20 protein-coding genes are annotated in these 19,012 nt (G+C 28.2%); 4 read left to right on the top strand and 16 right to left on the bottom strand.

Annotated elements, in window-relative coordinates:
- Positions 1 to 34: 34 nt before the first annotated feature.
- Genes KM800_RS02260 through KM800_RS02250 form a run of 3 tightly spaced genes read right to left on the bottom strand, consistent with a single transcriptional unit; the run spans position 35 to position 3,826 of the window.
- Positions 35 to 1,786 carry an SEC-C metal-binding domain-containing protein gene (locus tag KM800_RS02260; RefSeq protein WP_217811620.1) on the bottom strand — a complete coding sequence of 584 codons (1,752 nt, stop codon included), beginning with the start codon at positions 1,784 to 1,786 and terminating at the stop codon, positions 35 to 37.
- Positions 1,787 to 1,824: 38 nt separating this feature from the next.
- A complete protein-coding gene (locus KM800_RS02255; RefSeq protein WP_217811619.1) occupies positions 1,825 to 3,243 on the bottom strand; it encodes a sensor histidine kinase in 1,419 nt (472 codons plus the stop codon).
- Positions 3,236 to 3,826, bottom strand: a complete 591-nt coding sequence (locus KM800_RS02250; protein WP_217811618.1) for an ANTAR domain-containing response regulator — start codon at positions 3,824 to 3,826, stop codon at positions 3,236 to 3,238. The genes KM800_RS02255 and KM800_RS02250 overlap by 8 nt, the downstream gene beginning before the upstream one ends.
- A gap of 208 nt (positions 3,827 to 4,034) precedes the next feature.
- On the opposite strand from KM800_RS02250, the gene KM800_RS02245 reads away from it, so the two are divergent.
- Together KM800_RS02245 and KM800_RS15405 are read left to right on the top strand one after the other, a co-directional pair.
- Positions 4,035 to 4,199 (top strand): histidine phosphatase family protein, encoded by a 165-nt coding sequence (locus KM800_RS02245; protein WP_017750528.1) that lies wholly within the window; start codon positions 4,035 to 4,037, stop codon positions 4,197 to 4,199.
- 432 nt (positions 4,200 to 4,631) lie between these two features.
- The gene (locus KM800_RS15405; protein ID WP_254906437.1) at positions 4,632 to 4,763 is read left to right on the top strand and encodes a hypothetical protein; all 132 of its coding nucleotides are present in this window, start codon (positions 4,632 to 4,634) and stop codon (positions 4,761 to 4,763) included.
- A gap of 49 nt (positions 4,764 to 4,812) precedes the next feature.
- Here the strand turns inward: KM800_RS15405 and KM800_RS02240 are convergent, their stop codons facing one another.
- Positions 4,813 to 5,274 (bottom strand): EAL domain-containing protein, encoded by a 462-nt coding sequence (locus KM800_RS02240; RefSeq protein ID WP_254906436.1) that lies wholly within the window; start codon positions 5,272 to 5,274, stop codon positions 4,813 to 4,815.
- Positions 5,275 to 5,521: 247 nt separating this feature from the next.
- Positions 5,522 to 6,199, bottom strand: a complete 678-nt coding sequence (locus KM800_RS02235; protein WP_217811617.1) for an RsiV family protein — start codon at positions 6,197 to 6,199, stop codon at positions 5,522 to 5,524.
- Between the two features lie 171 nt (positions 6,200 to 6,370).
- On the opposite strand from KM800_RS02235, the gene KM800_RS02230 reads away from it, so the two are divergent.
- Positions 6,371 to 7,081, top strand: a complete 711-nt coding sequence (locus KM800_RS02230; protein WP_217811616.1) for a LysE family translocator — start codon at positions 6,371 to 6,373, stop codon at positions 7,079 to 7,081.
- Here the strand turns inward: KM800_RS02230 and KM800_RS02225 are convergent.
- Entirely contained in the window at positions 7,058 to 7,324 is a 267-nt protein-coding gene (locus tag KM800_RS02225; RefSeq protein WP_217811615.1) for a hypothetical protein, read from the bottom strand. The genes KM800_RS02230 and KM800_RS02225 overlap by 24 nt on opposite strands.
- 198 nt (positions 7,325 to 7,522) lie before the next feature.
- Between KM800_RS02225 and KM800_RS02220 the strand changes: the two genes are divergently transcribed.
- A complete protein-coding gene (locus tag KM800_RS02220) occupies positions 7,523 to 7,861 on the top strand; it encodes a rhodanese-like domain-containing protein (protein ID WP_217811614.1) in 339 nt (112 codons plus the stop codon).
- Position 7,862: 1 nt separating this feature from the next.
- Here KM800_RS02220 and KM800_RS02215 read toward each other — a convergent pair whose 3' ends face one another.
- The 10 genes from KM800_RS02215 to KM800_RS02170 are packed head-to-tail and all read right to left on the bottom strand — an operon-like array spanning position 7,863 to position 18,886.
- Positions 7,863 to 9,737 carry a sigma-54 interaction domain-containing protein gene (locus KM800_RS02215; RefSeq protein WP_217811613.1) on the bottom strand — a complete coding sequence of 625 codons (1,875 nt, stop codon included), beginning with the start codon at positions 9,735 to 9,737 and terminating at the stop codon, positions 7,863 to 7,865.
- A gap of 50 nt (positions 9,738 to 9,787) precedes the next feature.
- Positions 9,788 to 10,405 (bottom strand): histidine phosphatase family protein, encoded by a 618-nt coding sequence (locus KM800_RS02210; RefSeq protein WP_217811612.1) that lies wholly within the window; start codon positions 10,403 to 10,405, stop codon positions 9,788 to 9,790.
- Positions 10,398 to 11,504 (bottom strand): DVU_1551 family NTP transferase, encoded by a 1,107-nt coding sequence (locus tag KM800_RS02205; protein ID WP_217811611.1) that lies wholly within the window; start codon positions 11,502 to 11,504, stop codon positions 10,398 to 10,400. Before KM800_RS02205 ends, KM800_RS02210 begins: the two co-directional genes overlap by 8 nt.
- Positions 11,491 to 12,549, bottom strand: coding sequence for an XdhC family aldehyde oxidoreductase maturation factor (locus tag KM800_RS02200; protein WP_217811610.1), 1,059 nt, complete (start codon positions 12,547 to 12,549; stop codon positions 11,491 to 11,493). The genes KM800_RS02205 and KM800_RS02200 overlap by 14 nt, the downstream gene beginning before the upstream one ends.
- Entirely contained in the window at positions 12,546 to 13,865 is a 1,320-nt protein-coding gene (locus KM800_RS02195) for a DVU_1553 family AMP-dependent CoA ligase (protein ID WP_217811609.1), read from the bottom strand. Before KM800_RS02195 ends, KM800_RS02200 begins: the two co-directional genes overlap by 4 nt.
- Complete coding sequence (gene trsS, locus KM800_RS02190) at positions 13,846 to 15,222, bottom strand: radical SAM (seleno)protein TrsS (RefSeq protein ID WP_217811608.1); 1,377 nt, start codon at positions 15,220 to 15,222, stop codon at positions 13,846 to 13,848. Before trsS ends, KM800_RS02195 begins: the two co-directional genes overlap by 20 nt.
- A 2-nt stretch (positions 15,223 to 15,224) precedes the next feature.
- Entirely contained in the window at positions 15,225 to 15,677 is a 453-nt protein-coding gene (locus KM800_RS02185; RefSeq protein ID WP_217811607.1) for a DVU_1555 family C-GCAxxG-C-C protein, read from the bottom strand.
- A gap of 1 nt (position 15,678) precedes the next feature.
- Positions 15,679 to 16,404, bottom strand: coding sequence for a DVU_1556 family methyltransferase (gene trsM, locus KM800_RS02180; RefSeq protein ID WP_217811606.1), 726 nt, complete (start codon positions 16,402 to 16,404; stop codon positions 15,679 to 15,681).
- A complete protein-coding gene (locus KM800_RS02175; protein ID WP_017750544.1) occupies positions 16,404 to 16,610 on the bottom strand; it encodes a DVU_1557 family redox protein in 207 nt (68 codons plus the stop codon). The genes trsM and KM800_RS02175 overlap by 1 nt, the downstream gene beginning before the upstream one ends.
- Positions 16,611 to 16,612: 2 nt before the next feature.
- Positions 16,613 to 18,886, bottom strand: a complete 2,274-nt coding sequence (locus KM800_RS02170) for a pyridine nucleotide-disulfide oxidoreductase/dicluster-binding protein (protein ID WP_217811605.1) — start codon at positions 18,884 to 18,886, stop codon at positions 16,613 to 16,615.
- Positions 18,887 to 19,012 lie beyond the last annotated feature (126 nt).

Here is a 19,012-nt window from a genome sequence, read left to right as displayed (position 1 = left end):
TTTATGTTCTGATATTTATCAATAAACAGTGCAGTTATTTCCTTCCGCAGCAATTTTTGTATTTTTTCCCACTCCCACAAGGGCATAAATCATTTCTTCCTATTTTTATTTTGTTTTGTACTGTATTATGATTAAGTTCTTCAATTGTATATCCTTTTGTAATCCATTGTCTCGTATTATTGGAAAAATAGCATATTTCATTTGTAATGTGAGCGGCTTGTTCTACTTTTTCGAATTTAAAATCACCTATAAGATTTAAAACCATTTCATCAAAATCTTCCCCATTTTTTATACTAATCTCTAAATTATACATAAGGCTTTCTACTGAAGATTTACTTAAATTCAAATTGTTTATTAGATAATTTGAAAGTCTTCTATAAAATTTAGTTCTGTCTATAAAACCAGGTTTTGAAGAACTTAACAACTGCTGCTTTTTAAAAGGATAAAAATTTAAATTACGTTTTTCATTGCGTTTATTTAATATATATGAAATATCCTTTACATATATATTGCATCCTATACCATTTCTGAATTTAAATATACCATAGTATTCAGAGGCATTTTCCATGATTATATCCAAATTAAAATCTGATAAATTATAATTTACATAAGATTTAGCTAATATTCTAAAGTCATTTATATTCAATACACCATAGTAAAAACACATTCCACAAAATAATTTTATCAATTCTTCATTTTTCTTAAGTCTATTTTGAAGATTATTTTTATTTCTTATTATTTCTTCTAATTCCTGAGGAATTATTATACTCCTTTTACCATTTATTATACCGTTAAATAAAACAGCCCTATTTTTAAAATACATAATTTTATCTATATGAGAATTGTCATTTCTATATTCACTATTATTTAAATAATTTAAAATATAATGAAATCTAGCAATGTCTATGTTGTCTATGAATACATTCATTCTATCTTTATATACAGACTTTATTATATTTTTTAAATTATCTTTTTTTAAACCAGATACCTTTTTTATATATAAATTTTTACAAATATCCAACAATTGCTTTTTAGTAAGTCTTTCTAAATGATATGTCAAATCAAAATTTTCATCCATCTTGTCCCATAAACATGCATCATCTTCTAAAACTTCAGGTAAATAGGGAACTTCGTTATATTTATTTCCATGATATGAACATACACGATCCCTTGGAGAATTTTCATATTCTAATTTTTCTATCATTTCTACATTTCTAAATGCCTTTTTGCTGCACTTTACACATAAATACTCCTGATTTTCATAATCATAGTATTCTGCTTTTCTGTCACATTCTGCACATAATATATCAGGTTTATTATTTCTTGCCATTATCTCTATCTTATTTTTTGTTTTTAACCATTTGATTTCATCTATAACCTTTATTTTTAAATATGTAGTATTTCCAAGATCATATTCATAATCTATATCATCTTTTAATTTTATTATATTCTTAATAATTACATTCATATTATTCTTAGATCTATTCCATATTTCATCCGTATCAATTTCTGAATCATAATTTTCTCCATGTATACTAAATCTGCTTAAATGTCCACAACATTCAACCCAAATATTTCTTAAGAATCTATCTAAATCTTTTAATTTCGCCTCCTTGTCTATATTTATATACAACCAGTAATCAGGATTGTATCTAGCCTCTATAAACAATATAAACTTACCTGCACTATTTACAGAAGATTTATCTAGCCTATTGCAGTTTTTTAAGTGTCTTGACATTCCTGATTTGGTGAATTCATTATTACAATAATAACATTTTCCTTTCATATTGACCTCCTTATAAAGTATACCTATTAATTATAATATTAAGAGATCAAAAATGAAAATATGATTTTCGTTCCACTATTGTTTGATTCAATATTTATATCTCCATTCAATTTATCTTTTACCATACTTTTTACTATATCCAAACCAAGGCTTTGATGCTTTGCTGACTTAATATCAAATCCAATTCCATTGTCAATTACAGATATATTAGAATACATAATTCCCCTGTTTATAACTATTTCTATGTATCCTTCATCTTTATAAACAAATGCATGTTCAAATGCATTTGACAGTAATTCATTTATAATAATGGCTATAGAGGTTGCTTTATCAGAATTTACATAAAAGCTATCTCCAATCAAATTTATAATTATATTTTTATTATTCTGTATAGATGATCTTATAGCATTATTCTTGATTTTATTCAATATATTCTTTATATCCACATCATCTATACCATTTTTAGCCAATACTTCATGGGTAGCTGCTATACTAAGTATTCTTCCTATACTATCATTAAAGGCTTTTTTTGCCTGGGTATTTTCTATTCTTCTTGATTGAAGTCTTAGAATACTGGCTATAGTCTGTAAATTATTTTTAACTCTATGATGAATTTCCCGTATTGCTACTGATTTTAAAACAATCTCTTTTTCCTTCTCTCGTATATCCGTTATATCTTTAATAAGCATAATTACTCCAAGTCCCCCATTTGATGTTTTCGCCAATGCATATTTTATCTGCAAAGAAAACTTTCCTACTGTTACTTCTGAAGATATAGATTTATTTTCACTTATAATGTTTATAAAATTAATTTTACTCAATACAAGATTATGAAATTTCATTCCTATTATTTTATCCTTGTATCCAAGTTTTTTATATAAGTTTTCAGCAATATAGTTGGCATATATAGAATATCCATTTTTATCAAATATAACTATAGCATCATTAATAAGATTAAAATCAAGGGAATTTTGTAAATCAGGCTGACTAAAATTCATAATAGTCTCAGTTAGCTGTTCTGTAGTTTCAGATAGTATTTCCATGTTTCTATTTTTACTTACATCTTCAGTTACATCTCTTTCCATTATCAATACACCAATTACCCTACCCACATTGTTTTTAATAGGAACAGTATTTTGTTTAACCACTCTATTTTCCTGGGTAACGGCTTTTAAATCTGAAGTTCCCATACCTACTTCAAGTGTTCTAAGAGCTGCCGGTTCATTTTCTCTTAAAACCAAAGCTCCAACAGTTGAAGTCTTATATAAAGACAAATTATTCGACGGCTTTGCCTGTGCTACCGCAATGGCTGTATCCGTATTTTTGATAAGACAATCTATAAATATATCTGCTCTTACTAAGTCAGAAATGATTTTTATGTATTTTTCCATGTCTTCTAATATACATATATCCTCATGAGATAAATCCGTATACTTTTTACACAATTTTCTAAGCATTTTTATCTGCCTTTCTATACCTTCTAATTAATTTTATTGAAGTTTCTAGAATAGATTTTTGCCCATCCATGCTTAATTTTCTTATTTGTCTGTAAGCATCATTTTCCTTCATGGAGTACTTATCCATTAATATTTCCTTTGCCTGATGTATGATTTTAATATTTTTTGCTGTATCTTTGGCTTCAATTATTTCATTTCTAATATTTCTTATTTCTTTTCCCTTTGAAATTGCTATTTCAATCTGAGGAATTAAATTTCTTTCATCTATAGGTTTTACAATGTATCCAATAGCTCCGACTTCTTTTACTTTGTCAATAAATTCACTTCCGCTGTAAGCTGTAAGCATAACTACTGCATCTACAATGTTTTCATCAATTAGTATCTTTGAAGCTTGTATTCCATCTAATTTAGGCATTTTTATATCCATAATTGCCAAATCAGGTTTGTATATTCTACATAGATCCACGGCTTGAAGTCCATCAGCTGCCTTTCCAACTACATCATAACCAGAAGATATAAGCATTTCAGAAATATCCATTCTTGTAATTGGTTCATCTTCTGCTAATACTATCTTACCTTTCATACGTAAAAGTCCTCCTTTCACCATATAAGCAAAAACAATTGTGATAAAATTATAAATAATTATTTTATAATTTTATCACAAAATCATACCTATAACTATTATATTTTCATATAATAAGCTAAAAAAATATTAATCATACTTTTCTAGCTTATTTTAAATATTATTGTCAATAATATTTAATAAACATATTTTAAGGAGATATTGTGTAATGAAATTAACTAGAACAGAAGTATTGTTAATACGGCATGGTGAAACTTTATGGCATAAATTGGGGAAGTTACAAGGAAATTTTGATATAGATCTATCCTCTGATGGTATGATACAAGCTGAATATTTGGCTCAAAAATTAGATGGAAAATTTGACTTCATATAAATACTTCCATATGCCAATTGTCCTTTAACGAAAGCTTGACTCCTTCTATTTTTACATTGAATGATGATTCTCATTTAAAATGGAATTGAATGCCTCTTAATTATATATTCATCTCTTTTCCCTGATATTAAACTGAATATGAAGATATGATAATTTATTTTCAAATACTATTACCAATCTATCGTATCTTAATTTTCTTAATATTAAAACATTTAAATATATCAACAAAACGATACAACAAACAACATATATTTATAAACTCATTATGAACATTTAATGTCGATTCATGGCTTATTTTACGCTTTTTATTGTTAATATAAAATTCGTTAAATTCTGATTATTAATAAGTAAACTATTAATCCTTTAATTTTATTGACAATTTAAAATTTTTGATATATAATTAATGTATAATAAATAAAGGTGGTGAAATGAATGAAAGAATTGAACAATAAAAAAGTAAATTTAATAACTCCGGAAGTTATCAATGAGTGTCTATGTGAATCATTTGGAGATATTGAAAAAAGTGCTCAAGCGCATAAAAAAGCCAGAAAACAATTAAATTAGCCTTTTAAGTACAGGCTATTCTATTTTTAATAAAAATAGAATAGATGTATTAAAAGGTTTTTTTAATACAATCTAAATTGAATTCCCCTCTATTACTTTTATCTTTCAAAATCTTATTTAATTTCTCTGAATTTAAAGGTTTACTAAATATAGATCCTTGTATTTTATTACATTTTATACTTTTTAGATACATTAGTTGCTTATCTGTTTCTACCCCTTCTGCTACTATATCCATATTTAAGTCATGACTTAAAGCAACAATATGATTTACAATCATTAAATTTCTTTCATGTATTTTTATACTGTTTATAAAAGATTTATCTAATTTTATACCATCAACAGGTAAATATGTTAAATAGTTTAACGAAGAGTACTTTGTCCCAAAATCATCTATAAATATCTTAACTCCTATATTCTTTATTTCGAACAAAACTTTAAGTATTGATTTCGCTTTTTCTACCAGGACCCTTTCCGTAATTTCAAAACATATATATCTAAGATCTATTTTCATATTGTTTAAAATCTCTATATTCATTTCTTTATTATAAATTTTATATTTATTATTGCCATTTCTTTTAGCATTATTTAGAGCTATATTGAAATATTTAAAAGATGAAATTGTTATAAAGATCAATAAATGTAGTGAAAAAAACATACATCTTATTGCAAAATTTTGCGACTTGTTGATAGAAGAACAATCTAATGAATAAAAAAAGCTATCCCAAAATAGTATTAAATACTATTTTGGGACAAATATGTCAATATTCATTATTTAAAATTTGGGCTATTGGTCCAACAGGACTAATTATATTTTTAATTTTCTCGTATGGAATTTCTATTTTAAATAACCCATGAACATAAGGCGTATAATCATATACTTGATAGTAAATAACCAGACTAGTAGGAGTCAAATAATATTTTTGATCTGGAGTTATACCATTATACTCATTAATTAAAGTAATATTATTTTGTTCTATATATTGTTTTGCAAGTTCATTTAAAACCGCTGTATAATTTACTTTAGGATTAAACAAATCACTAAAACTATATACTCTTCCGCTTTCTATATTGACAGTTGTAGAAGAATATTTAGTATATCCATGTGCAGCTCTATTTACATAAATATACATACTAAACAATATACTTAGTATACCACTTTCATTTAAAGTTACTTCGTAGTCTCCAAGAATCTGATTAAAATCCACAACACCATCTACAAGTGCTTGACTTTTAAAAAGTTCCCCCACTTCATTTATAATAGCATTATTTATATTAGATATATTTTCCTTATTTTTTGTATTATCTACAACAGGATAGGATATTTTAAATTTATCCGGTTCAAGTATCTGTTCCTCTAATTTAATGCCCTCCTTTAAATTTTCGCTCCTATATTTCATATTATTTTTAAAATTGTCAGGATAACTAAAATAAATCATTTTAAGTTCCTTCTCCGCTCTTAATACACTAACATACTATTCTACAAAGCCGTTTATTGTGATTATATTATTATAATTTTAACATATACTGTTGAATATAAATTATATTTAAGATAAAATGTCCATGTACTTAATAAGTATAATACATTAATATTAAAGGCAGGAATTTTTATGTTCATAAATTTATTTAGAGGAATACTTATAGGTTTAATAGTAGGCATGCCCATTGGTCCAATTGGAGCCATATGTCTTAAGAATACTATTACTTTTGGTAGAAAATATGGTTTAGTCTGTGGATTTGGTTCGGCATTTGCCGACAGCATTTATGCATTCTTAGTTTCATTTGGACTTATGATAATAACAAAATTTATATTTTTATATCAGTCATATTTTCATATAATAGGTGGAATTATACTTATTTGTTTCGGTATATATATATCATTAAAAGCAAATTCCAATATTAAAAAGAAATCTATTTCAAATAGTGCTTCTTTATTTACGGGATTTATATCAACATTTTTGCTGGCATTGTCAAATCCAGCTACTATTTTTTCATTCATAGCTATATTTACAGCGCTTCACTTAGTCAATATAAGTACAGATATCAATAGCAAAATCATTTTAATAATTGGCGTATTTACAGGAAGTATGCTGTGGTGGTTTTTATTGATTTTTACAACATTCAAATTCAATAACAAACTCAATGTAGAAAGTACATCTATTGTAGACAGGATTTTAAGTTTCATAGTTATACTTTCAGGAATAATAATATTTTTAGGTGCTTTTAAATTCTTTCACTTAAGAAATTTTCCTGTTTTACACACAAAATTATTTCAGTTTTTCTTTAAAATCAAAACTTTAATGTATCGTTGCTCTTATTAGTTTTTCCTGTGCTTTTAAAGATTTTTCAGTTAACTCATTTATTTTATTGTTTAATTCCATCCTATTGGAATCATTCAAATAAATATTTTCTAACATTTTAGTTATTTTAGAAGTTGCATTACATAAATCATTAAGCATATCTTCATTTTTACGCCAATCCGAAGATATTGCTTTTGCTTCATTGATCTTATTTTCTAATTTTTTTATCAAATAATCTTCTATACTTATAGATTTATTATTCATTTTATCATCACCCTGATTTATATTTTCTACATAATAACCTAATTTCCTTCAATTTTAATACTATTTTTTATTTAATTTTAAAATATATACATATAGTATAAGACTATATTATCTAAAACAACAAATGTCTTTACTAAATAGAAATTTTTAAGTTATAATAAACATATTAAACTTTTTATGGAGAAGAGGTTCTATACAATGCATAATACAAATTTACCATATGAAAAACATTCTATGAAAATAACTCAAGATGATTTGAAAAAAATTCTTGAAAGTGAAAATTCTTCTATTTTTATTGATCTTAGAACTCCCACAGAATTTTCCCAAGGTCATATTATGAAAAGCAAAAATATACCTATTGAAGTTTTTAATGAAGTTATAATTAAAATGAATTTAGATTTAAAATCACCAATTATACTATATTGTCGTACTGGTAGAAAATCAGGTATAGCTGCGAATATATTATATCAGCTTGGTTTTAAAAAGATCTATAATTTTGGTGGTATAAATAACTGGAATTATGCTTTAGAAAAATGAATTATATCTTTATGTTATATTTTTTTATCTTATTATATAAAGTATTTCTCCTTATTCCAAGTGCTTTTGCAGAATGTGTAATATTATTATTAAATATTTTAAGTGTTTTAACAATATGTTCCTTTTCTATGTACTCGAGACTTAAATATTTTTTCTTAATATTTAATATATTATTATTTTCATCTATTTTTTGTTTTCCAAAATATTCCAATGGTATTGAATTCGTATTTACTAATAAATTAACTAAATTTTCCAGTTCTCTTACATTGCCCGGCCACTTATAATTCATCATTTTTTTCAAATATTTTTCAGGTATTTCTATATTCTTTTTGTCTGATTTTTTACTTATCTTATTGATAAAGTATTTTATAATAGGAAGTATATCGGATTTTCTTTCTCTCAACGGCGGTAAATAAATAGGAAGTACATTTAGTCTATAGTAGAGATCCTTTCTAAATCTACCCAATTCCACTTCTATTTTTAGATCTCTATTAGTAACTGCAATAATTCTTACATTTACAGACATAGGTTTTGAGCCGCCTATTCTGGTTATAATTCCTTCCTGTACAACTCTTAGTAGTTTTGTTTGCATATCAAGAGGCATTTCTCCTATTTCATCCAGCATTATAGTTCCTCCATTGGCTAATTCGAATTTTCCAGGATTACCTCCTTTTTTAGCCCCTGTAAACGATCCATCTTCATATCCAAAAAGTTCTGATTCTATAAGTTGTTTTGGAATAGCACCACAATTTAGTGCTACAAAAGGGCCATCTACTCTATTACTATAGTTATGAATTGATTGTGCAAACAGTTCCTTTCCTGTTCCGCTCTCTCCCATTATAAGTATAGTAGACTTACTATTTGCAATCTTTTTTGCGTACTCAACTACTTTTATAAAGTTTGCATCTTGTCCAACTATTTTATCAAAAGTATAGTATGCCTGCCCGCTTTTATTTTTATTTATAGTTTTTATCTTTTGAAATACATATATTATTTCAATGGTATTTTGTTTGGAATTATATATCGGATTGGCAGTTAGCTGAAATTGCAATTTATTACTTGAGGTTATTATATTTACCTTTCGGGAAAAGTTTTTATCTGAATATATATCATTTTTTATTTTATCCCAATCTTTTAAAAGATATTTCATTTCTGATACTTTTAAATTTACATTATTATTTTCAAACATTTCTAAAGCTTTTTTATTATAAACACCTATTTTACCATCCATATCGGAGGTAATTATAGCCAATGGGATTGAATTAAATACTGTTTTTTTATACTTGTTATCTGTATCATGTTTTATACAATATGACTTTCTCTTTAATTTCTCAGATATAACATCAGAAGCTGAAATAACCATTCCCAAAGTATGAGAATTTACATTTTCATTATATCCTGTAAAATTTAGAATACCTATAATTTTATTTGCATTATCCTTTATGGGAGAAGCATAACACGTCCATTTGTAATATTTATTTATAAAATGTTCCTTTCCACATATACAAGCCGGCTCATTGGTATTGATAACTGAACTTATTGCATTAGTTCCAATATTTTCTTCATTCATAAAAGCACCTGGTATCATTTTTATAGAAAAAGCTTGAGATAATATTTCTTCATCACCTATAGCATTTAATATACAGCCTTCCCTATCTGTAAGCAATATAAAAAAGTTCAATCCTTGTACAAAACTCATGAGCTTTTCCATATATGGTACGGCACATAATATTAAATTTCTGTTGGAATTAATCCTATTCTGCAACTCCATATCACTAATAATTTTTTTGCTATAGATTTGTTCTGGTTTAATGCCAAATTTTTTACACCTTTCATGAGAAGTCTCTATATATGATTTATAACCAGCCTTTATCATAATAACCCCTTCTTTTCAACTATTAATTTAAGGTATACAATTTTTTGTAGTTATTTTTCAAAAAGTATCATGTTCAAATTAAACTCCTTTTTTAACCAAAAACTATTTTTATCATTCCATACCAATTCATTTATACATCCATAATTTTGCCTTATTCTAAAAATATCATTTAATGGAATTCCCAAAATATTTCCGATTATAACTCTATTTACTCCTGAATGAGCAATTATAAGTACATTTCCTGTTGTTTGTTTTATAATATTTTCAACCGCTGGAACTACTCTAGTTTGCAACTGTTTAAAACTTTCTCCGCCTTTAGGAACAAAAGTATCTATATTTTCTCCTCTTTTTTTAAACTCCTCAGGGAAAAATTTTTTTATATATTTAAAAGACTTACCTTCCCACTTTCCCAAATTTATTTCCATAAGTTCTTTTATTTTAACTCTTGGTACATTTCTATTTCCTATAATTATATCCGATGTCTGGATACATCTTTTCATAGGACTTAAATAAACTTTTTCTATATAAATACTAGAAAAAAACTTTTTTAAACTCCTACTTTGTGCTATTCCCTCCATACAAAGAGGTAAGTCTGTACTTCCTATATACCTTTTTTCTATATCCTTTTTGATTTTACCGTGTCTGATCAAATAAATTTTTCTACTCATACTTAACTGCCCTGCCAATTGCACACTTTAATTTTTCCATTATATCTTCAGCTGCATCAAATCTAAGATTTATTTTGTATAAAGCTTCTTGATTATCTCTATATTTATTTAGACAATACTCGCGTCTCGCTTTTAAATTAATAATTTTATCTTTCTTTACAAGTTTGTCGGATAAATAAAGTATTTCACTTTCTTTAATATTTTCTTGGCTTGAAACTTTTATATTCATATGATGAGATATTATATTGTCTAATTTGGGATAGCCTAATTTTCTTAATAGTCTACCTCCTGCTTCTGCATGATTTTTACAATTTCTAGCTACATCATGAAGGAGTCCCGCTGTTTTCAAAATATTCTTGTCAAAATTGTATCCTGCATCATTTAGTGACTCACAGATACCCATTGCTACTTGTGAGACCTTGACGCTATGCTCTATTACATCTAAAGGTACATTATATAATTTTAAAATGCATAAACATTCTTCTATATTTGGAATCTGCGAATTAAAATAATCTAATAATTTACAATACTCATCTTTATTATCCATATCCATTAAAATACTATTATCACAGACCGCAACCCCTACAGAATCATTTTCAAATCCAGCAAGCAATTTCTTTAATCCTCCATCCCCACTCCAATTCTTTATTACATCTTTATATTTACAATCTATTAGAGGAGGATGTCCTTTTTTTCCATTAAAGACAGGATATATAATTCCAGCATTTCCTTTTAAGTATTCGTTTTCTAATTCATTAATGGTATTTGCTTTAACAAGAGGTATGTCCACAGGAATCATAAAAAAGCCATCCACATTATCATCTAAAGCTCCCAATGCCGTTACTATAGATGAGTACATACCCTTTGGGTAGTCCATGTTTTCCACACATTTAATCTTGTTGTTTTTTAACAATTCCAATATTTCATTTCTTCGATGTCCCACTACCACAACAATATTGTTGATACCTGAGGATATAAAGGTATTTATAAGCATCTCCACTGCAGTGTATTTCCCAAATTTCAAAAGAGGTTTAAAGTCCCCCATTCTAGAAGAATAGCCAGCTGAAATAATTATTGCTCCAAAGTTATTCCTTTTCATTTGTAATTGATCTCCTAACCTTTATCAATTCAGCTGCAATACTTATTGCTATCTCTTCAGGAGTCTGGGCATCTATTTCAAGTCCTATTGGGCAGTGTACTCTTTGTATATCTTCAATGATATATTCTTTCTTTAAAAGAGTATTGTATACAAAATTTCTCTTGGTCTTACTACCTATCATTCCTATATATCTAGCATCAGTTTTTAGAACTTGCTCCAGAACCTCTTTATCACAAGCATGCCCTCTTGTAACTATTATAACATAACTTCTATTGTCAATTTTAACAGTGTCAAGAAGATTTTCAAAAGACTCAAGTACTACAATCTCATCTGCAATTTTGAACTTTTCTCTATTGGCAAACTCTTCCCTATCATCTAAAACAATGGTTCTGAAATCAAGCATTTTAGTTAAAGTTGCAATTTTTTGGGATATATGGCCGGCACCCATTATAAATACTTTTTCATAATTGAATACAGGTTCTATTAAATAATTACTCTCACTGTCAGTCATATATTTAAATTTAACATTTTTAAAATCTTCCCTTATATTTCTAAATATATGTTGAACCTTGTCATTTTCCTTACCATAAAATCCTGTTTCCGTACATATCCATTTATCTACTCCATTTATATATTTTGTATTTGGTCTTATTTCAGTTACCAGCACAAAGTCAGTGCCCTTTTTCTTTAATGACATTGCTTTCTTATATGTTTCAATCATGAAAGTATCACTACAGTCTATATACTCAAGCAGCAATTTTACACTTCCACCACAAACTGAGCCAAGTGCAGCAGCTCCTTCATTTGAAAAAGAAAAATCTTTAACTATGAATTCCTTGTTTTCAAAAACCTTTGAAGATAATTTTATGGAAACAGCCTCAAATATTCCACCTCCTATAGTGCCTTCAATAGAAAAATCCCTCTTTATAATCATCTTTGTACCCTGTTCTCTAGGAGCAGAGCCAGACTTTTCCAAGATAGTAGCCAACACAAAATCCTCTTGTTCATATATTAAATCCTCTATGATTTCATATATATCCTTCATAAATAAACCTTCTTTCTATTATCATATATTTTTCTCTTTAACATGCTATTTTTTATTTGTTTATCTTCTGTTGAATTTATAATTTTAAATTCTATTATATTATTCAATAACTCATCTTCTATGAAAGTTATATTTTTAATCCCTTTCAGTATTTCTAGTGACAACTTGTTAAAATCACACTGATTAAATAATGTCAAATACACATATATTTTATTGTAATCTTCAATATGCAAACTATAATTCATAACTTGTGGAAAAGATAAAATGATTTCATCTAATTGACTCATATAAATATATTTATGTGAACTTATTTCAAATCTATTGTCAATTCTCCCAAGTACCTTGTTCATGGTTTTTAAAAAGCTTCCACATTTACAACAATTTTTACTAAAAGAAGCTATATCTCCAGTTTTATACCTTATAAGTGGCATTCCCTCACTTTTAAGAGTTGTAAATACTACTTCTCCCGGTTCACCATATTTTATCTCTCTTCCTGTAGTTGGATCTACAATTTCAAAATAGATATCATTTTCTCTAAGATGATATCCATTTAAAGTTTCACATTGAACTGCTCCTCCATATCCCATTTCAGTCATGCCATAATGTGTAAATACTTTAGTTTTAAATTTACCTGTTATCTCATTTACAAGAGTTTCAGGCACATAATCGGAACTAAGAAGTATTTTATCTATTCTGTCTTTAAATATACTACTTTGACTTCTGCTGAATTGAAGTAACTGTATTGGAATTCCAACTATACAATTTATATACTTGTTTTTTATAATATCAGCCGTATCACTAGTATTCTTCATAATTCCCTGTACATAGCAGTATATATTTATTTTCTCCAGTGCTCTTTTAAGCAGATACCCGATACTTCCATAAGAATTTCCCGGAAACATCACCAATATCCTGTCACCTTCATCTACCAAGGACTTCATTCCATAACTAAAAAAATCAACTGTCAATTCCAGATCCTTTTCTGTAAAATATATTCTTTTCTCATATCCGGTTGTACCTGAAGTTTTAAGTGTTACAACTCTTTTAATATTCTTTTGTGGTACACATAAAAATCCAAAAGGATTTTGAATTATATCTTTAGAATTAGTAAATGGTATGTTTTTAAAGTCTTTAAATGAATTTATATCATCCGCTTCAATATCTTTTAAGTGTTCTCTATAGAATTTGCTGTTTTCTTTTACATAGTCTATAGTCTTCTTTATTTTACGGAGTTGATATTCTTCTAAACTTTTTCTACTTCTATATTGTATCCCAGTTTTATTCATTATAAGTTTTTCAATTGTTGTGCACTTCATTTGTGTTTCTCCTTCTATACATATAATTTCCATTTACATCTGTAATATTGTATAAGCAGAAAGGTATCAATTTTCCCTCTGGATTGACTACATGAATACAACAGTCCTTTACTCTCTCTAAATCTAAGTTCCATATGTCTTGAAAAGCCATTGCGGATATACTAAAAGAATAGTTTTTTATTCTATAAAGTATGCTGTCCCAGGTATTTGATCTTTTGAAATTCAACTTCTCTTTTAAATTTATTGGTTTTCTTGCCGACCAATTTCTTGATACAAACTTTTTTGCTTTTACTGCTCCCTTTACTGCTGTTTCAACTGTATTGCAGCAGCTATTTGAATTGGTAACACTTAATATTTCATCTTTATTTTTATATATATAGTTACCATGAAAAGAACAAAGGGCATTTTCACATCCTGGAGGCTTCATACTGTTTATTTTAATTTTGCCAGAAGTTTGTTTTTCTATATTATCCATAATTTCAGGCAATGTAATTCTATCTGAATCCTCAGGTATATTAGGAATTCTTCCAAAATAACTTACAGGCTGGAAATGTACACCTCTAACTGAAGGAAGATTATCAATTGCAAAATCTATTATTTCTCCTATATTGTCTATATTTATTCCTGGAACTAAAGTTGGCACAAGAACTACTCCTATTCCATATGTTTTACAATTTTTTATAGCTTTCAATTTGAGTTCAAAAAGGTTTCTTCCTCTCAATTCTTTGTATATAGAATCTTTAGTTCCGTCAAATTGTAAAAAAACAGAATCAAGTCCTGCCTCACCTAGTCTTTTAGTAAAATCCTCTTCTAGGGCAATGCGTATTCCATTAGTATTTAACTGTATAAATTCAAATCCAATATTTCTTCCTAAAAGTACTATTTGTGGAAGATCATCTCGAAGTGTTGGTTCACCGCCTGACAGCTGTACATTGCACCTTCCAGAGGATTTCATCAAGGACTCATATAGGAATTTTATCTTTTCCATAGAAGGATCTTCTCCCTTATCAAAACAAGAACTTGCAAAACAAAATCTGCATTTCAAATTACATTTCTGAGTAACTTCTATAAGGCCAGTACATGTGTTCTGTCTATGTTCACTGCACAATCCACAATCATAAGGACACCCTTTGTTCACAGTAGTATTCGGATAATTTATATATGCTCTCTTCTTATTTCTAACCCAGCTATTTAAAGGTATACTTCCATCCCATATAATAGTAGTAAATTTTCCATGTTCATGGCAGTACTTCTCCATATATACTTTATTATGTTTCAGTATTTTCTTTGCAGATATTTTTTTCAAACAGCAGGGACATATACTTTCAGTTTCTGATATCAAATTTGAATTTGTCATGATTATTCCCTGTCTCCAAAGTCATATTCATTTTCATATAATATCTGCTGTATCTTTAAATAACATTCTTTTACTATGTCCCCGCATTTTACTGGATATGTTGCATTACCTTCATCATCCTTTATAATTTGAACTCCTACTAGATCTATACAATCCGTACTTTCAAATTTTTCCTTAAACCATTCCATATATTCATCCATCATTACTTTAAAATTTTCTTTACAGTATTCATCCTCACTGCCTTTTCCTCCATACATGCCCAATATTTGTATTCCGGATATAATACATCCACAAGTCTTTTGTGTAAGATTTATACCACCGCATAATCCATGGGAAGCCTTTACTAAATCTTCATTTTCTCTTTCTTCTTCTTCTAAAGCCATTATAATCATAATCTGGCTACAACAAAATCCAGATACTGCTAACTTGTATATACGAAACGATATATCATCCATATTATTTATCTCCTCTTTTAGCTATAATAATAAAATACCCTGGCTTACATCTTCTAAGCACTTCCTCAAATTGACATCCATTCACAGAGCAATCCATGGCCTTATTCCAAAAGATTGACATGGAGCCATAAGTAAATATGGTCTTTACCATAAGTTGTTTCAACATATGGCTGCAATCTTGAAATAGTACTATATTAAAGCCTCTGTGTTCAAGCTTACTTTTCAATACTTCTAAATTATGCAATCCCCTCATACAACTGTTAACTGAAAATGAATTCATATCATCTATAAATTCAGGTCTCTTTGCATACACATCATTTACGATAATCCATCCTTCTTTTTTTAAAACTCTAAATACTTCCGATATAACTGTATCTAAATCATCCATAAGAGAAAGCGTACACTCTGCAAATACTCCTTTGAAGCTTTCATCCTTAAAGGGCATATTTTCTCCTCTACCATGAATTAATTTTATATTTTCATATTTGCTCATACCCTCATTTATTAATTTATCGGAAGAATCCAGTCCAATAGCTTTTATTCCATATTTTTTATAGATATAGTAAACAGTAGCACCCATTCCACTTCCTAAATCAAGCAGTGAATCCTCTTTGGAGAATTTGCAGAACTTTATCCCCTTATCTGTAAGTGAAAAATCTCCAGGTCTTAAAGTTTCTCCCGTAATATTTCTCATATGCTGACTTTCATAAGCATTAAAAGGTTTCATTATTTATCCTCCAATCCCTTTTCAACTTCCAACATTTTTCCAAGAGCTAGGTCCTCATTTATAATTACCATTTTACATTGTGGACATTGCATAAGCTCTACTTCAAATCGTCCTCCAAGATAAAGTACGCTTACCTGTTTGAGTTCCAATTTTTTATGACATCTATAGCAAATCCAGCAATCATCTTGATCTACATCAGTATTCATATTTATTCCTCCACTATTTCCATTCTATGAGTATAAACACTATGAACAACTAATCCTTCATCCTTTTTCTCGTATTCTACCCAATGGGTCACGTTTCCAATTCTAAGTCTGGCCAAATAATGTGCATTTTTAGTATTAATAAATTTTTCGTTATTTTTTTCCGCATTATAGATAACTTTTTCAACATCTTCAAGAAGAATAAACCTATCATTCATACTCTCTTTTACATCATTAGATATTATCAAATTTAAATTATAGATTACATTTGGATTATCAACTTCTTCATTCCATATATTTTTTAACAAATTAATTTTTAAAAGGATTCTGTTTTTATGTCTTTCTGAAAGAGTGGGTGCCTTTTTAAGAGAAACTTTCTCAATATTATCACTATATATCAAATCCAAAATATGATATGTTTTCTTGCCTTTAGATACAAATAAATCCTTGCACATAGCACAATAAACTAGATAATCTTCACTGCTTTCCTGAATCCTGTCATTTACAAATTCATCCGATTGCTCTCTGTTAGCAAAATATACAAGCCCCCCATATCCGCAGCACTTTGTCTTCTCTCTTGAATATTTCAATTCTTCCACAGTGTATCCTAAACCTGATACTATACGTCTTATACTATTATGAATTCTATTGTTATGCCTTGTAGTACATGCATCATGTATATTAATTACATGCTTTTTAGAAATTTTATTTTTAATAGGAATTCCATATTTATCCATCATTTCCCATAAGGAAATATATTTTATTTCAGGCATGTATTTTTCAAAAACACTACAACAACTAGAACAAGCTAATATAAAAATAGGTTTTTTCATAGCTTTCCACTTATCTCTAATGTTTTCTACATTGAGCTTCATCAAGTCCTGTCTTCCTGACCAATCTGCAGGTGCTCCACAACATCCTAAGAAAATCCCTACTCCTCTCTTAATATTTGATATAAGATATTTATAAGTCTTTTCAATATACTCAGGCTGTGATGCTGAAAGCTGACAACCTGGATAAAATACATATTTTACTTCATTATATCCCGGCTGATTTTTTACCATATGAAAGTATTTGCTGTTGCTGAATTCCATATCTTTCAAAGCAAAATCATGGGCAGATATTGGCATTTTACCTCTCTCTACCATACTTTGTCTTGTTTCCTGTATTATTTCTTTCATATCTATACAGGATGGACAGACCTCCTTGCACAGTCCGCATAATGTACATGAATTTATTATTTTATTAGCATAATGATTTCCAAGAACTATAGTCTCATTATGATTTATCTCCCGTATGTATTTCTTGGGAACCCTGTTGTATTTCTTTAAATGGCTGCAAATTTTCACACAATTCAGGCATTGACATTTAAGGCATCTTTTCGCTTCTTCCACAGCTTCTTCTCTTGTATACTTATCTCCTTTTCTTTCTATCTTCCCTTGAAATTCAGTAGTATCTGTGTTGATTGTCAAAGGTGTCATATGAGTTCCTTCTTTTTCTCTGGCAACTGTAATGGAGATTTTTTGTATATACCTATCCATTGAAATTGCAGAGCTCATTGCTGAACTTACAGAATATATTACGGAATCATTTTGATTAAAAAGTCTTCCTCCTGCAAATATAGAGGATGTGCCAATTTGATGTGTTTCATTATTTATTTCTAAATTTTCATCCCATATGCCAGTTCCAATGTAAACTGCATCAAATTGTTCTGATATATTCCTCAATTGAACTTTATCAACTTTTGTATTATAATTAATCTCAATATTTCTGTTTTTAAACTCATTTAATTCTGTTTTTATAAATTCCCCGGTAAGGTCTTCACCTTGGCGCGCCCATATTCTTCCACCTATTTTTTCAGTACATTCATATATTGTTACATTATATCCTTTATTATCAAGACTGTTTGCAGCTACTATGCCACTTAAACCACCACCTACTATTGCAACCCGCTTGTCATTTTTAGGTATTGAGAAACCTTTTCTTTTAGGAACAAATCCTAAATCTACAGTAATCTTTTCCAAATCTCCTATACTTATGCTTCCGCCTATATTTTTTCTTACACATACTTCTTCACATGGATGATCACATATTTTTCCTATTAATCTTGGAAAGGGAATCTTCTTGCTCATAACTTTATATGCTTTTTTAAAATCACCATTTTCTATTTCTTCCATAAAAGATCTTAAATCAACATGAACAGGACAAAAAGCTGTACAGGCAGATGGTTCATCAGTAATACACATATCACTCATTTTTAATAATTTATTTGAATCCATGTATTTCCTCCATTTCTTTTGATAAATGGAAACCAAAATTTTTATTTAATAGATTACGGTATTTGAAATAATAGTATTTAATCTTGGAGAGATTAAATACTATTATAGGATTGAATGCTTTATTTA

Source organism: Clostridium tyrobutyricum (assembly GCF_019144085.1).
GTDB classification, from domain to species: domain Bacteria; phylum Bacillota; class Clostridia; order Clostridiales; family Clostridiaceae; genus Clostridium_B; species Clostridium_B tyrobutyricum_A.
Note: the sequence above shows the minus strand (reverse complement) of the source record. Positions and strands in the feature narration are given on the sequence as shown.

What these genes read in the sequence shown, in the direction of transcription:
- KM800_RS02185 (WP_217811607.1), bottom strand. Translation starts at nt 15,677, where the DNA reads ATGGATGATATATCGTTTCGTATATACAAGTTAGCAGTATCTGGATTT.
- KM800_RS02220 (WP_217811614.1), top strand. Translation starts at nt 7,523, where the DNA reads ATGCATAATACAAATTTACCATATGAAAAACATTCTATGAAAATAACT.
- KM800_RS02260 (WP_217811620.1), bottom strand. Translation starts at nt 1,786, where the DNA reads ATGAAAGGAAAATGTTATTATTGTAATAATGAATTCACCAAATCAGGA.
- KM800_RS02255 (WP_217811619.1), bottom strand. Translation starts at nt 3,243, where the DNA reads ATGCTTAGAAAATTGTGTAAAAAGTATACGGATTTATCTCATGAGGAT.
- KM800_RS02175 (WP_017750544.1), bottom strand. Translation starts at nt 16,610, where the DNA reads ATGAATACTGATGTAGATCAAGATGATTGCTGGATTTGCTATAGATGT.
- KM800_RS02225 (WP_217811615.1), bottom strand. Translation starts at nt 7,324, where the DNA reads ATGAATAATAAATCTATAAGTATAGAAGATTATTTGATAAAAAAATTA.
- KM800_RS02205 (WP_217811611.1), bottom strand. Translation starts at nt 11,504, where the DNA reads ATGAAAAGGAATAACTTTGGAGCAATAATTATTTCAGCTGGCTATTCT.
- KM800_RS02235 (WP_217811617.1), bottom strand. Translation starts at nt 6,199, where the DNA reads ATGATTTATTTTAGTTATCCTGACAATTTTAAAAATAATATGAAATAT.
- KM800_RS02200 (WP_217811610.1), bottom strand. Translation starts at nt 12,549, where the DNA reads ATGAAGGATATATATGAAATCATAGAGGATTTAATATATGAACAAGAG.
- KM800_RS02245 (WP_017750528.1), top strand. Translation starts at nt 4,035, where the DNA reads ATGAAATTAACTAGAACAGAAGTATTGTTAATACGGCATGGTGAAACT.
- KM800_RS02195 (WP_217811609.1), bottom strand. Translation starts at nt 13,865, where the DNA reads ATGAAGTGCACAACAATTGAAAAACTTATAATGAATAAAACTGGGATA.
- KM800_RS02240 (WP_254906436.1), bottom strand. Translation starts at nt 5,274, where the DNA reads ATGAAAATAGATCTTAGATATATATGTTTTGAAATTACGGAAAGGGTC.
- KM800_RS15405 (WP_254906437.1), top strand. Translation starts at nt 4,632, where the DNA reads ATGAAAGAATTGAACAATAAAAAAGTAAATTTAATAACTCCGGAAGTT.
- KM800_RS02210 (WP_217811612.1), bottom strand. Translation starts at nt 10,405, where the DNA reads ATGAGTAGAAAAATTTATTTGATCAGACACGGTAAAATCAAAAAGGAT.
- KM800_RS02230 (WP_217811616.1), top strand. Translation starts at nt 6,371, where the DNA reads ATGTTCATAAATTTATTTAGAGGAATACTTATAGGTTTAATAGTAGGC.
- trsS (WP_217811608.1), bottom strand. Translation starts at nt 15,222, where the DNA reads ATGACAAATTCAAATTTGATATCAGAAACTGAAAGTATATGTCCCTGC.
- KM800_RS02250 (WP_217811618.1), bottom strand. Translation starts at nt 3,826, where the DNA reads ATGAAAGGTAAGATAGTATTAGCAGAAGATGAACCAATTACAAGAATG.
- KM800_RS02170 (WP_217811605.1), bottom strand. Translation starts at nt 18,886, where the DNA reads ATGGATTCAAATAAATTATTAAAAATGAGTGATATGTGTATTACTGAT.
- trsM (WP_217811606.1), bottom strand. Translation starts at nt 16,404, where the DNA reads ATGAAACCTTTTAATGCTTATGAAAGTCAGCATATGAGAAATATTACG.
- KM800_RS02215 (WP_217811613.1), bottom strand. Translation starts at nt 9,737, where the DNA reads ATGATAAAGGCTGGTTATAAATCATATATAGAGACTTCTCATGAAAGG.